Origin of the sequence: Mesorhizobium sp. LNHC252B00, from assembly GCF_000502955.1 — a bacterium.
In the GTDB taxonomy this organism is placed as follows: Bacteria; Pseudomonadota; Alphaproteobacteria; order Rhizobiales; family Rhizobiaceae; genus Mesorhizobium.
In genome coordinates this window covers 20,578-34,825 of record NZ_AYWO01000028.1, presented here as the reverse complement: position 1 = coordinate 34,825, position 14,248 = coordinate 20,578, and the positions used below count along the sequence as shown (strand labels likewise).

Genomic DNA, 14,248 nt, shown 5'->3' with positions numbered 1-14,248 from the left:
AGCGCAAGGAGTTGGCGAACCGCTCGATAGTCTGACGTATGCATAATTATTTCGCAACTGCAACATTGATTAAATTAAGTGCAGACGGACGGTAACCACGCGCAAAGCCATGTGTTTTTTGCTCGACAGGCGCGCGGTCGATCGTCTCGACCCAGACCTCGATGGGCCCTAGCGAACACCCCATCTCCATCATGTCGATCAGTTCCGCCGCACCGGCAATATCGAGCTCGATGCGATCGGTACTTGCATGAGTGACATGGTGCGCGAGACCAAGCTTGGCCGCATGGCGCATGATCCAGGGCACGAAGGACGCGGGTTGGAGCTGGCCGCGAATGGTCATCCGCTCATGGTGCTGACCTTGCTTCATCATGACGGACCTCGCGGCTTTGGTATCATGGTCAGCAGCATAGCGTGAGACCGAACGGGCGGAAGTGGTAATCGACGCGTGCAATTGCAGCGGATCCATACGCGAACGGCTGCGAGGGGCGAAAGGGCATAAAAAGCCAAAGCCGATACTGGGAAATGGGGTCGGAGCCGCGGCCCGAAGGCGTGGCTGGCGCCGCGTCTTAGCTCGCGGTGCGAATCACGCCTTTTCGCGCATCGCTGATGGCGAGCCAGATGGCCGAGACGGCGAAATAGAAGGCGCCGAACGCCGCATAGGGGGCGATGTTGGCGATGCCGACCGGGTCTGGTCCATCAAGATCATGAAGACGCCTGCAAGGGCGGACTGGGCGCCGCTCAGGATCATCGCCCACTGGGCGCCGAAGGATTTCCAGCGACCAACGGCGGTGGCGAGTTGGAAGATGCCGGAGAAGCCGGCCCAGATGCCGAAGACGATCAGCACGCTGTGCATGCTGCTGCGAAGCGCGACAGCGACGGCGATCGCGGTGAGAATGCTGAAGATGAAGTTGAGCAGCTGCGATTTGTTGCGGCCGAGGCCGCCGCTGCGCTGGGCATCGATGAAGTTGGCGAGCGCGTCCCAGGCCGGATAGCCGACGAGCATGATCGCGGCGAGCGGTGGCACGCTCTTGGCGACCGAGAAGGCAATCACGACCCACGCCGCCGAGAAGGCGAACCGGGTGAAATAATAGCGCTTGAGCCAGCCCGAGGCCGACGGGGCGGGTCGGTGTTCGATCGTCTGCGTAACCATGTCGAGTCTCCTATTCATTGCCTACCAGCTAGAAGACGGATCGTCGGCACGGAAATCGTTTGTTCAAATACCAGCAATCCAGCTCGGATATTCCTCGCAGGAATCCCTTGATCATCAGTCCCTTGCCGCGAGGCGCCGAGTTCGTCTGTAATCTGCGAACCCCCCGCAAGATCGGCAGAGAAGGCTCCGTGCTAACCAGGTGGTTTATTTGCATTGGTGCTCGAACGGACCTAAAAAGCTAGAAACCCTCGCTCTTATCGGCACATATTGGGGGATCGGATGCATCTTCGAGGGCTCGATCTCAATCTTCTGGTTGCGCTCGATGCGCTCCTCACCGAAAGGAATGTCACCCGCGCCGCGGAGCGCATTCACATCTCTCAGCCCGGGATGAGCGCGGCGCTGCGGAAGTTGCGCCACCATTTCGCCGATCCGCTGCTAGAGCAAATCGGCCGCAATCTCGAGTTGACCGCCAGGGGCCGCGCGCTCGCCGACCCTGTCAAGACTATTCTCTCTCAGGTCAGCGAGCTTAACGATCAGCCGACCAGCTTCGATGCGTCGGCCGCGCGACGTGTTTTTCGGATTTCTGCGACAACCTACTGCTGCGAGCTTCTGGCCACGCATTTGATATCTTCGCTGCGGGAGATCGCTCCGCTGATCAGCGTGCAGTTCGAGGAGCTGTCGGCGGATACCGCAGACCGCATTCTGGACGGTCAGATCGACTTCGCGATCACAATCTCAGCCAGACTGCTCGACAAAATGCAGGCCTATGACGAGTTCATACGGTCGCAGAAACTATTCACTGACAAGTTCGTTGTGGCGATCTCCAAAGATAATGCGCACACCGCCCAGACCATCACTTTCGACGAGCTATGTGTGATGGGATATATCGAGACTCGGTTTGGCGGGGTGATCGCTGGCGTCGCTGAGCAGCTTTGGCGCCAGCAGCCTAAGCAACCGCACACATGCGGGTGGCTGCCGAACTTCCATCTCACTTTGAATACGGTCGGCAGGACTGATATGGCGACGATCCTGCCGTCGCTGCTGGTTGCGATGCAGAGCGACCGCTACAATGTGAGGGCGCTTCCAGTGCCCTTCGACATGCCGATCATCGAGGAACGTCTCTACTGGCACCGGCGGAACGACAGTGATCCCGGCCATCTATGGATGGAACGGACGCTCGAAGAGGTCGCTGCCAGTTTCATAACTTGAGAACTGACGATCACGCGACGCCTCAGCGTGATCTTCCAGAGATCATCGCGCCAAGCGAAAGCTTGTGCGATATTGCCGCCGACTGCCGCATCACCACCGTGGGGTCGAAAACCGCCAATTCGCCAACAAAGGTCAAAGCGGCCAGTAGTCCGGCAAGCTGAGTTATAGCGGTGTATAATCGCCATAGTCCGGTGGATTTGGACAACAACCCTGGAAGCCGAGCCGGGGGCTAGCCGACAACAACTCGCCATCGGTCATGCGCGCACTCGCGTCTGTCAGTCGCCAAGTCTCCCCCCGCGATGGCCCGTCATCATCCGGGAAGCATACATCGTGGGCGAGCGCTTACCCGGCATATTGGCTTCGAGAACGATCTGCTCGACGAACCCCTGGTTCGTTTCGAATTCAATGCACTGATCAAGCTTGTCGACTATCCAAAGCATGTATCTGTCCCCCACATTCGGCTTTTTCTTGTCATAGCCGCAATCGTCGAGTGGAATTTCTTGAGGAAAGGCCGAGATCAGCATTATTTTCGGTTTTGGTAAATCATAGCACTGTCCTTCATAGGAATAACCAACAATAATGCCACAGGAAAGAAATTTCCCTTCCCTTGCTGCCTCTTCGAGTGTTACTAATGTTGATAAAGCAATTTTTCCAAACTTTCGCGTGTCGAGTACAATTTGGTACGACATTCCTGTAGGTAATGGAAACGGCGGTAATGTAATAAGATTCTTGAATATTTCTTCATCAGATAATATATTTCTTCCTTTGCCTCTTAATTCTTCTACGATTTTCTTAACTTCTGCGTTTGCTTTCTCATCTTTTTTGGGATCGCCCGTCGACATGTTTGACGAAATACTTGTATTTTTTGTGCCGACGGCCTTTGAGTTCCCTGGGAACACGAGACCGCCACTCCCGGGGATGCCGTAGAGCCTTACTTGGCTGGCGTTATATGCGCCATCGGGAAAGGTCAGTGTCGGTCGGTGAAAATCGTCGCTCATGTCGTTACCCTCCGTTGCAATCACCAATTCATAAAATTTCCCGCCATCTGAAGTTCTCTTCGAAGCTTGCCGCTATCGCCGGGCGGATGCGGTCGGACACTTCGATGATGGTGGAGGCTGCGATTGCGAATGTGAGATGGTCGGCATCGAGGCGCGTCCACGCGCGCGCGAGCGAAAGCGCGACATCGTCGCGCGCCTTGACTAGCTCGGTCTTGAAAAGGAACGGACTGGCCCGGAATGCATCGCCCGTAAAGTTAGAGATGCGCCGCATGTCGGCTTCACTAACCTGCCTGATGTCGAAGCGAAGCAGGCGCTCGTCGGCCAGGCCCTGCCGCACCAGGCCGGCATGGTAGAGATCGACCAGGGTATCGAACACCGCTCCCGTGAATGGGCGAGACCGGTCATGAATCTCTTCGGTCACTTCCGTCATCTTGCGCGAGTTACTGGCGAGGCGGATCTGTCGGTCGCCCGTCAGTTCGGCGATGCGGTTGAGCTCGTTGAGGACAAGCAGGTTTGCCTGGCTGTGCCGTAACAATCGATCCATCCCGGTGTCGAAATGCAGGAACGAAAGCAGCGAAATAAGATCGGCGTTGGCTTCGTGGAACGGCCCGAAATCGCCGTCCTGCAGGCCCTGCGTGGGCACTCCGAAGAGAGAAAAGAGTATGGAGTGACCCATTTCATGCGCGATCACATCGAAGTTGAGGGCGTACGGATGGCCGCTCCCGTCGGCTCCACGCTCGCGGCCAAGCTCCAGATAGCCATACCCCGATTGCGCATTCTCCCAGTCAACCCAGGGAATGATCTCAAGCCGCTCGTATGTTTCGGCGAAGTACCAGATAATCGGCTTGCCCAGATAGCTTTCCCAGATGTCCAGCACCCGGCTCGCAGCCGCGAACGCATGCGCTGCCAGGAACTGGCGCGACTGAAGAGCGAGGTGGTCGAAATGACCATCAACGCCGGGCTCGGCGGGTGGGAAATACGCGCCGACGAAGGGCGGCAGGTAGGGATACCCGTACGGCTGCTTGTCCAGCAAGGGATCACGCACGTATATGCGATGATCCTCCGGGCCCGGATGGATCAAACCAGGCGATGTTGAAATCCAGACCGCCTCGGGTTGCTCGTACCCAGAAACGTGAGGCGCTTGTGGGTATAGCAGGAAGCGTGTTCCAGCCGACATCCCCGCCCGACCGGCGACATCGAGCGCGTTCACTTGCGCGGCCCCTCTCATGGTCGGCGACACTAGCACGAAGCCTGCATTTCGTAAATTGCACCAGGTATCACCGGCAACTCTGTCGTCAGATTGCTAAGCCGGCGTCCTCCAGATCTTGGGCAAACGCGACCGTCATTCTGAAATTCCTCAATTCCGCCGCCACCAATGCATTTTCTTGCACAAGTTGCAGAGCTGACAGTGCATCGCGTTTCTTTTGCTGAATGAAAGCTCCTGCGAGATTTGCCGGCAGGCTTCGATATCATGGTCACTGGCTTCCCGTAGTGCCTCGCGGACCATTCGCGACAGCGTACGTTCCCTAAAATTGAGGTTCCGCGCCGCATTCTCAAGCCTTCCTGACAAATCGGTGGAGATCAGGTTCCGCCTCCAAGCGGCGCGAACGGTCATTCGCAAATCAACCAAAGCGTGCGTTAGGGGCGAGAAATTCACCGCCTTCGGACCGTACAGCACTGCCACTGCGTCATCAGGCAGGAAAGCAAAGCGGCGGTACCATCGATAGATAAGGCCAACGCCGTGCATGTATGGGTAAAGCTCGGCGGCTCGCAAGGCTCCCATGCTTCCAGCACCAATCACCGGGATGGCCTGGCTGATCGCCCACAGTATCTCCTTGTGCCTCACTGCCGGCTCAGCCTGGAAGGCGCCGTCTATGATGACAATTGCAGCCGGGTCATAACGCTGCACAGCAGCTATGATCGAGCCTTGCACCGCGGGCGCCAGGCAGATCACGTCGGCCACTTGCTGTGCCTCTGGGTGCGATAGCGTGGGGCCGGTGAAAACGAGCCGAGGTCGCATCCGCTCACTCCACCAAAGGGTACAATTGGGGGATAACTATCCTGACGGCCGACAGTCGGTTCCAAGGGCTGGTGTTGAGGCGGATCAGATACACGGCGTTGATTCCGCTTTCCTCCAGTCTCGCGAGAAGGCTACCAAGCAAGGTCTGCCCGCCCGCCACTCGATAGGCAGGCTGACGGGTGAAGCTCACATCCTTGCGGCCGCCGGTGATCAGCTGGCGGTGCGCCTCGATAAGCTGCCAGTCGGGATATTTCGGATAAGACGTCCGTGTCATGTCATCGCGTGCACCCGAGATTGCCGCAAGCCGCGCCTGCGCCGCCTCGTGGATCGCTTGGACGGCGGCTGCCGCCGGATCGAATGCAGCGGCCGAGCCGTCGGCTGGCAGATGGAGCAATGCCGTCTCGCGAGGATTGCTTTCCATCAGATGGCACCAAATCACAGGCAGGCCAACAGGCGACGGCGCAAGCCAAAGGCCGACGATCATGTCCTTTCGTGCAAGTTCATCCAATAGGGCCAAGACCCTTGCGTCATCGATGGTCGCTGGATCGATTCGCTGGTGTTGCAGAAAACCATGTGTCTTGAGAGCGCGGGCGATGGCATCGCGTTCGACGCATTCCAATATTCCGTGTGTGATGGCGTCTGCTTCATCAAGCGCGGCCGCCAGTCCGGTTGTCGTTGGCGTGAAAATTCCGTCACGGGGGCTGGGCGGTACGAGATAGGCCGTGTGCACCAATTCCAGCGGAACGAAGTCGCGGCCGCCGCCCAGCAGGTTCTCCGCCTCTACCCAAGCGTTTTCTCGGCCGCGCCAATCAGCAGGTGCGGGCTCTCGCAGCCACGTCTCAAATCGCCCGTAGGGTATTCCGAGTAACTTGGCCGAAGCGTAAGCTGCATCAAGATGTTCGATGCGCTCGGCGAAAAAGCTCTCAGCGGATTCCAAAATGGCCGATATGGCAGCGCGAGCCAGGCTGGCACCCTTTCCCTGCGCGACCGCATTTGAAAACGAGAACGGCCTCGTTGCCTGCACGACCGGGATGCCGACACGGTCCAGGCCGGTAATGTCCGCAATACGGGTGATGCCCAACGTTTGTCGCATCGACATCAGATAGGTCAGCGCTTCGTCTGCCGGAGGACCAACGCGCTCATATTGTTCCACTATCGGCTGGCCCGCAGTTCCGGCTCAGGGTTCACGACCAGCGGTTCGCCGGGCTCAACCGACTTCCTTGCCGCTTCGACACGGTCGTTGTAGCTCCGAAGCAGTACGGGCGAGAGATTTGACGCGCTGAGCGTCTCGTAGGCCGCGATGAGGATGGGCACGGCATTTTGCTCGGCTGCAGTATTGAGGCTCTTCTCAAGGGCAGCCGCCACCCGGCTGGCTGCCGCCCTGTCAAGGACGAGCAGTTGTGCAATTCGCCGATGTAGTTCCGCCAGCCAATATCGGCTGCCACCAGCCTCGGCCTGCACCACCGCCGAATGAAGCAGCGCAAGCGCATGACCGATCTCACCCGAGCGCGCGAGAAGTTCCGCCAGCATGCCGCAATAGACGGGCTCGTCCTCGGGTGTCTGCACTTGTCCATGCAGCCCGAGGCCCTCACGCATCTTGTCCTTGCCCCGCTCAAGTTGGCCAGCGTTGCCATCGCACCAGCCCTCGAAGATCTGTGCCGAGACGACTATCGAAGGCAGGTGATGAAGCGCCGTCAGCTGTCGCAGATCCTCAATCACGTCACGCAACGAAGCGAAGTCGCGGCGATAGCAACTCAGCATCGCGTCGTTGATACAGGCATGCGCAATGCTGCTGACATGGCCAGTCTGCTGCGCCAAGCGGCGGGCCTCCGACATGGAGCGGAGAGCGCTCGTCGCTCGTCCCGAAAACCACAGCGACAGTGCACGATGCGCCAAGCCGCATACGCGCGCGTCGTGCCCCCCAAAACGCGTGGCATTCGCGTGCCCCTGGCTCACGTCATAGAGCGGCAATCCAGCATCAATCGCGGCTATGCATCCACCATGGTCTCCGCGATTGAAATCGACCGCCCACAAGCAGTGCCTAGCCTGGAGCTGAATCTCGGGGTCGTTAACCTCCTTCAAATCATTGACGACAGCCTGCGCCCGCTCGCCATCAACGACCGAACCCGTGAACCACCAACCCCAATAGATCGGGAACCACTTGGCGCGCTCCGCTATCGGCCGACGCCGTGCGATCTTTACGCCGTCGTCATAGAGCCTGCGGGCGTGTTCGGAATTTGGCCCTTCGACGGCAGTCAGTATCGGCCCGAGCACAACCATCGCCGAGAGCCGCAGCGCATCCCGTTTGTCATGATCAGAAACCTGCCCGCAAAGCGCGATGGCATGCTCGAGCAGCTGCCTTGCCTCAGCCATGGCCGAGCGGGACGAGCTTTCCATGCCGGCATTGACGAACTCGCCGATCGCTTCGTCAAGCAGGCCGCCTCGCTCAGCATGATCGGCAAGAGCTGCCGTTGTTAGCCAGCCAACGAGGCTGCGGTTGCCGCTAGCCACCGCGTAAAGACGCTGATGCAGAGTCTGCCGCCGTTTCCGCAGTGTTCCATTGTAGATCGTCTCTTGGATGAGCGTATGCCGAAACGCGTACACTGTCGCCGCTGCGTGCCTGGCACGTACGAAGCCTGCCTCGGCCAGGGCATCGAGTGCCGCAGAGATCGTGCCCCGGTCAAATTCCGGCAAGAGCGCCGACAGCAAGTCCAGGCTGAATCTGTTGCCCGCGACGGCGGCCGCTCGCGCCACCTCGCGGGCGCGGCCGAGAGGCTCCAGCCGGGCATCTATCACTGTTTCCAATACCGCCGCGCGGCCGAGCGAAACGCCCTGTGGCAGCTGCTCCGTACCGCTAGCGGCATTCTCCGCCATCCATTGGCAAACCTCCTCGATGAACAGGGGTACACCGCCGGTGACGCGCTCGACCAACTCTATCAACTCAGGCGCAGGCGCTCGCTTGCCTTGAGGCCACATCGTTGCGATTGCCCGCAAGGTGTCGGCATGCTCAAGGGGAGCGAGCAGGACATGCTTGCTTCTTTCGTCCAGCCAGTCGCCAGATCCCGGCCTCGTCGTTGCGATCAAGAGCACGGGGGAACTCGGAACCAGCTTTGCAAGTTCACCCAGCAGCTGCTTCGACGTCAGGTCGATCCAATGAATATCTTCAACGATCAACACCACTGGGCCACCGGCGCACGTTGCTTGTAACGCATGGCGCGCGGCCCAATCGGCCTTCTCCCGGATTGCTTCCGGGCCCATCTCATGGAAACCGGACCCCGCGCCTTCCACGCCGAGCAGAAAAGAAAAGATGTCGACGACTTCGGCGTCGTGAACGTCATGTGCGGCGAACGCCTCGGCTAGAAGCGCGGGGGTGAGTGCACCGCCGTCGTCGAAATTGCCCAGCATCGCCTGCCGCAGTGGATACAGCGTCGAACGCGAGTCGCCTGGCATACATTGGAAGAGGAGCAACCTGTTGCGTTGGAAGCGCGTTCGCCGACGCACCTCGTGCAGGATGCGCGACTTGCCAATGCCGGCTTCGCCCTCGATCACGATGACCTGGCCACGTCCCGAAACAGCTTCATTCCAACATTCATGTATCAGCTCGGCCTCGTCCGTGCGGTCGATCAAGGGGCTGGTGAGGCGTCCGAACGCGAAGAAACGGTCTACCCCCCGTTTGTGGCTCAGCGCCTGCCAGACCTGCTCGGGGTGCGCGAAGCCTTTGATGACGTGAGAACCGCAGAAGCTAAATACGTGTGAGCGCCGTGTCAGATTGCGCGTCTCGTTGCACACGACGACGGTATCTGGCCGGGCGATTGCCTGCAGCCTGGTTGCCAGCGCGAATGCAGGGCCGGTTACCGTGTCTTGCCCTACAGCGGTGTCGCCCTTCAGGATTAGCGTCATCGAGGTCGCCACGCCGACCCTTACATGCAGGTCGCTCCTCCCTTTTTCCGCGGCAAGGAGCTTGCACGCCCTGACGATCTCAAGTCCGGCGCTGATTGTCAGCGACGCCGCATCCTTCGCACCCAGATCGACTGGGAACACGGCGACGCCGCCGTCGCCGACCTCGACCCTCACGGTTCCGGAGCACGATACGATTGCTTTCTTGGCGGCCATTTGAAACGCCAAGATAAGTTCCTCAAAATCTTCGATGCCGAGCAGGCCGAGCAACTCGGTGGAGCCTACAAGATCGTAGCAAAGGGCGGTTAATACGCGCCGCTCGTGACGGGACTCGACGCCGTCGTCCATCAACCCCCTGCCGATCGGAAGGCGCGAGCCAGTCCCCGCCTTCGGAACATCAACTCGGCTCTTATGCGACATGTCACCCTCGCTGACAGGGCATACTATCAAAAGTATGACAGAGCACAAATTACAGAGCGGCGATCGCCGGAACCTGCGACGGCTGCTCAGGACCTCTCGCCTGCCTTCAGCTCGCGGCCCATGTTTTTCATCGCCGTCATGCGCTCGGCGATGGTACCCGTCGCCTCTTTGTGCGCCAGCGCAGCGCCTGCAATAAGCACGGCTGCTAACGTCATGGCCGCGAGCTTGAAAACCCAAACCTCCCGTCCACGAGGGTGACCTGCCACTGCGTTAAGCGGCAGGTCTTGCTTGGACTACTTCACTGGAATCATCAGGTGTGCGTAGGGCGTGTCGGGGAACATGACATATGGCTGTGTCTGGTTTGGTTCGTGGGGATATAACGCCATGATTTCCGGTGCGTTCATGATCATGACATGGGGACCGTCATATAGCCATTCGGCCCCTTCCGCCGGCTTGGTTGCAAAGGGGTCGGTATTGCTGGCTGCATCGCCGCCCTTCAGCATGTAGGCAAAAGCGACCTTGCCTTTCGGTGGCTCGCTCTTTGACATGATCGCGTGCATCCACGCCATCCCGTTCTCATCTGTGCACATCGGGTCATCGGCGGGAGTTCCAGGGNCGCTCTTTGACATGATCGCGTGCATCCACGCCATCCCGTTCTCATCTGTGCACATCGGGTCATCGGCGGGAGTTCCAGGGTCGTCCGGGATGCAAGTGAAGCCGTTCGTGCCCTTCCTCAACGTCTTCATCTCCCAGTTCACGACGGCGGCGTTTTTGCCGACAGCCTCCGGTGCTGCCGTAATCGCATTCTCAATCAACTGCTCATCGCTTTTGTCAGCCGCAGGTGCGGGGAATGCCCAAGCGGCGGCAATAGCTGCCAAAAACACAGGGCTTGAATGGATGCGCATTTCCTCCTCCTTAGCGAGCGCAGATTTTGCCGGCGAGTTCGCAACGAGCACAGCTCCCGCTCTTTGGAGTTGGCTGCTGCCCTAGGATCTGGAACGCGCCGCATACATAAGATACTCCTCATATTACCGGGGGTCACTCAGGATGTGACGCCGGTCCGCCTGACGAGCGGCCGCCCGTCAGGCAGCCGGCCGGATGTTTTGGTTCACCCGGAAGAGGTTGTTCGGGTCGTATGTCTTCTTCAGCGTAGCCAGGCGCTCGTAGTTGTCTCCATAAGCAGCCTTGAGCCTTGCATCGCCCTCGTCATCCATCATGAAGTTCAGGTAGGCGCCACCCAGATCGAACGGATGCACCGCCTCCCAATAGGCCTTGGTCCAGCGCGTCACCGGCCCCGCTTTCTGTGGGTCCGGATCGATCCCTGCGATAACCATCGACCAGGTCGCATCACGGCAATTCCAAGCTGTCTCGTCTTTGCCGATTCGATGAACGGCGCCATCGATCGGATAGAGATGCATGAGCGATAGCTCGCTCGGCGTCTTCGCCGCCTGCTTGAGATGAGCGTCAATCGCCGCGTCAGACAGTGTCTTGACGAAATCGCCCCGCCAATACCACTGCATCCCCTTCGGGTAGAGCCCGTCGAACATGCTCTGCACGGCGGGATAGGGCATCGTTCCCATCCAATTGAACCAAGGCGCAGGGAGCGCATCGATGAGCGGGGCCAGCGCCTCTCTACCCTTTTCCTCCGGGCCGCTATAGCAACACATCAGGAGACACATCCGCTTGCCCCAAAACTCTTCCGGAAACGGCGCGCTCGAGAGGATCGTCTTGAGCCCGAGGAAGATCCCGAGTTCCTCGGGCGCGTCCGGCAGGAACTCGCGATAACGCTGCATGATGGTACGGGCGTGTTGTTGATCAAATGCGATCGGCCCCGCAAAGACCATGTTGACCCGGTGAAGCTGGAACACAAAACTTGTGACGACGCCGAAATTGCCGCCACCGCCACGCAGCGCCCAGAACAGGTTGGGGTCCCGTTCCTTGCTGGCAGTGACGAAGCTTCCGTCGGCAAGCACGACATCGGCCTCGATCAGATTGTCGATGGTCAAACCGTATTTGCGCGTCAGATAGCCGTGGCCGCCACTCAGCGTCAGTCCGGCGATCCCAGTGGTCGAGATGATGCCCGCCGGGACAGCCAACCCAAAGGCATGGGTGGCGTGGTCGACGTCGCCCTGAGTGCAGCCCGCGCCTACCCGCGCCGTACAGACGTCCGGATCGACGCGCACGCCTTTCATCGCCGACAGGTCGATCACCAGACCGTCGTCGCAGCTCCCTAACCCCGGTCCGTTATGGCCGCCGCCACGTACCGCAACCAGCAACTTGTTGTCGCGACCGAAATTCACCGCTGTGATCACGTCGGCGACGTCAACGCAGCGGGCGATGACCAACGGTCGCTTGTCGATCATGCCGTTGTAGAGCTTGCGGGCCTCGTCATAGTTCGCGTCGCCGGTGCGGATGACTTCGCCCCGCAGGCTTGCTGCGAATTTGGTGATGTCTTCGTCGTTCATGGCATTCCTCCCTACCGAAACCTGTCGGTCCGGTCGATGGACGCTAGCCCATCCGGTGCTCGCAAAAATGTCACATCGTCCAATTCTGTTGCCCGATCGTTCAGAGTAGGATCGCGCATATGCGCGCTTGCTCATATGGCCGTATTGCTGGATAGTTCGGGATGTCCGGCCGAAAAATTCGTCATTCAGGGAGTAGTCGATCGTTTCCGGAGGTGTAGTGCATGGATGTCCTTTCCGATGTGCTCCGAGCCGTTCGCCTGACGGGTGCGATCTATTTCGACATCGACGCCAGTTCTCCCTGGGTCGGAGAGTCGCCGGGTACCGCCCAGATTGCCGCCGCCATCATGCCGGAGGCCGAGCACGTCATTTCCTTTCATGCAGTGATGTCTGGATCGTGCTGGGCCGCGCTGGGAGACGATTCTATGCCTCCGGTACGGGTTAACGCCGGCGATATCGTCGTCTTCCCCGGAGGTGCCCCGAATGTCATGAGTTCCTCGCCGGGGACGCGGGGCAAAGCCAACATGGCAATGTACTACCGGCCGGTAGACGAGAACCTGCCGTTCGCGGTGATTCATGGCGGTGGTGGAGACGAGCGGACCCGGTTTATTTGCGGGTACCTTGGCTGCGATGCGCGTCCCTTCAATCCCCTGCTCGCCGCGTTGCCGGCCATACTGTGCGCCCACAAACCTGCCGACGGCAGCAGCTGGGTTACTGACCTGTTTCGCCAGGCGTTGGCTGAGGGTGGCAGCGGGCGCGCCGGTGGCGAAACGGTTCTCGCCAAGTTGAGCGAATTGATGTTTGTCGAGGTCATCCGCGGCTATCTTGAGACCCTGCCCGAGGACTCGCGTGGATGGCTGTCCGGCCTTCGCGATCCGCACGTCGGCGAGGCGCTCCGACTCATTCACGCACGCCCTACGGAGGAATGGACATTGGACCGTCTCGCCCGCGCCGTAGGGCTCTCGCGCACTGCTTTTGCGGGCCGCTTTAGCCACTACGTCGAGGTCTCGCCCATGCAGTATCTTGCGCGCTGGCGTCTGCAGCTGGCGGGACGCCTGCTCGAACGGCCCGATGTCAGCATCGCGCAGGTGGGAGCTGAGGTCGGCTACGAGTCGGAGGCCGCGTTCAATCGCGCCTTCAAAAAGTTCGTCGGCATTCCACCTGGTACCTGGCGCAAGGGACGTTCGGGTTTGCTGAAAGCCCAAAAGTTGGCCTCTGTCGTCGTTCAGTAGGCAAAAATGGCGCGTGTTCACGGCTCGGGCTGCGTGCCAAGCCGACGTCGACGCAGAGCTCGAATGCCCGTTTCTGCCGGCAACCAACCGGCCGTCAGCGGACAGCCCAATTACTTGATCGATTCCAGCTTGGCGACGGCGGCCGTGAAGCCGGCCAGCGACACCGGAATGGTGACCGGCTTGCGAGTGACCGATTCCATGCCGATGTTCAGATTTGTGCCGGACTTCATGGCCTTGACGAGGTCCGCCGACAGCGGCGTGGCGGCATAGGCGCCGTTCTGGTCGCTGGTCTGGATCGCGAGGATCGTCTTCTGGGCCTGGTCGATCTGGAAGGAGGCGCCGGACGGCAGGAACAGCCCGTGCGGCAAGGCAAGCAGCATGGCGAGGCCACCGTTGCCGCTGTCGCGGCGCACGGTCACGGTCAGCACGCGCTGTCCGGTCTTGGCTTCGGTCAGGTTCTGCGACACCTGGCATTGAAGCTCGGCGTTCGCAGAGCCGCTGGAGCAGTTCACCGCCCACGGATTGGCATCGGAAGGTTTCGGCTGGGCCGGCTTGGCGTCTTCGGCAAGGGCCGGTCCCGCTGCCGCCAAGGCCAGCCACAGGGCGCCGCATCCCGCCGCCACGCCAAGTAGATTAGCTTGCGCTAAAATAAATACCATGATCTTTTGTCGGATGCCTTGCATGTTTCCTCGCCCCACCAGGTATTCGCCTCGGTAGGGCTTGATACAACAGTCGGGACGGTTCCGAAAGCTGGGCCGGAGACAAGAAAGCCGACTAAGATACTGTGACCTTTCGGGCACACCACGCGACTTTGCAGGAAACTTCTAGAAATTGAAGGGCCAGAGACTCGCTATACAATA

General features: G+C 59.7%; 12 protein-coding genes and 1 pseudogene. 2 read left to right on the top strand and 11 right to left on the bottom strand.

The window, feature by feature from the left end; genetic code table 11:
* Window positions 1-46 precede the first annotated feature (46 nt).
* Window positions 47-370: an acylphosphatase gene (locus tag X744_RS0138085; RefSeq protein ID WP_245266821.1), complete on the bottom strand. Its 324-nt coding sequence runs from the start codon at window positions 368-370 to the stop codon at window positions 47-49.
* A gap of 196 nt (window positions 371-566) precedes the next feature.
* Window positions 567-1,150, bottom strand: a pseudogene (locus X744_RS05610) (DUF308 domain-containing protein).
* Between the two features lie 267 nt (window positions 1,151-1,417).
* Between X744_RS05610 and X744_RS144990 the strand changes: the two are divergent.
* Entirely contained in the window at window positions 1,418-2,359 is a 942-nt protein-coding gene (locus X744_RS144990; RefSeq protein WP_198032270.1) for a LysR substrate-binding domain-containing protein, read from the top strand.
* Between the two features lie 275 nt (window positions 2,360-2,634).
* Here the strand turns inward: X744_RS144990 and X744_RS1000000174030 are convergent, their stop codons facing one another.
* The 8 genes from X744_RS1000000174030 to X744_RS145010 form a co-directional block, all read right to left on the bottom strand.
* Window positions 2,635-3,357: a hypothetical protein gene (locus X744_RS1000000174030; protein WP_156938613.1), complete on the bottom strand. Its 723-nt coding sequence runs from the start codon at window positions 3,355-3,357 to the stop codon at window positions 2,635-2,637.
* 28 nt (window positions 3,358-3,385) lie between these two features.
* Window positions 3,386-4,567, bottom strand: coding sequence for a hypothetical protein (locus X744_RS144995; protein ID WP_032908001.1), 1,182 nt, complete (start codon window positions 4,565-4,567; stop codon window positions 3,386-3,388).
* Window positions 4,568-4,714: 147 nt separating this feature from the next.
* A complete protein-coding gene (locus tag X744_RS05625; RefSeq protein WP_198032269.1) occupies window positions 4,715-5,320 on the bottom strand; it encodes a TfuA-like protein in 606 nt (201 codons plus the stop codon).
* A gap of 61 nt (window positions 5,321-5,381) precedes the next feature.
* Window positions 5,382-6,530 (bottom strand): YcaO-like family protein, encoded by a 1,149-nt coding sequence (locus tag X744_RS01000000170210; RefSeq protein WP_023761884.1) that lies wholly within the window; start codon window positions 6,528-6,530, stop codon window positions 5,382-5,384.
* Window positions 6,530-9,622: an AAA family ATPase gene (locus tag X744_RS145000; RefSeq protein ID WP_050589586.1), complete on the bottom strand. Its 3,093-nt coding sequence runs from the start codon at window positions 9,620-9,622 to the stop codon at window positions 6,530-6,532. The genes X744_RS01000000170210 and X744_RS145000 overlap by 1 nt, the downstream gene beginning before the upstream one ends.
* A gap of 158 nt (window positions 9,623-9,780) precedes the next feature.
* Window positions 9,781-9,909, bottom strand: coding sequence for a hypothetical protein (locus X744_RS1000000176080; RefSeq protein ID WP_023761882.1), 129 nt, complete (start codon window positions 9,907-9,909; stop codon window positions 9,781-9,783).
* Between the two features lie 78 nt (window positions 9,910-9,987).
* The gene (locus X744_RS145005; protein ID WP_031260936.1) at window positions 9,988-10,599 is read right to left on the bottom strand and encodes a hypothetical protein; all 612 of its coding nucleotides are present in this window, start codon (window positions 10,597-10,599) and stop codon (window positions 9,988-9,990) included.
* A 177-nt stretch (window positions 10,600-10,776) separates the two neighbouring features.
* A complete protein-coding gene (locus X744_RS145010) occupies window positions 10,777-12,159 on the bottom strand; it encodes an FAD-binding oxidoreductase (protein WP_023761880.1) in 1,383 nt (460 codons plus the stop codon).
* Between the two features lie 221 nt (window positions 12,160-12,380).
* Here X744_RS145010 and X744_RS145015 point away from each other — a divergent pair, with 221 nt between their 5' ends.
* Window positions 12,381-13,388, top strand: coding sequence for an AraC family transcriptional regulator (locus tag X744_RS145015; RefSeq protein ID WP_023761879.1), 1,008 nt, complete (start codon window positions 12,381-12,383; stop codon window positions 13,386-13,388).
* 110 nt (window positions 13,389-13,498) lie between these two features.
* On the opposite strand, the gene X744_RS145020 is transcribed toward X744_RS145015, so the two are convergent.
* On the bottom strand, window positions 13,499-14,047 hold the full coding sequence (locus X744_RS145020) for an invasion associated locus B family protein (protein WP_245266820.1): 549 nt from the start codon (window positions 14,045-14,047) through the stop codon (window positions 13,499-13,501).
* Window positions 14,048-14,248: the final 201 nt, after the last annotated feature.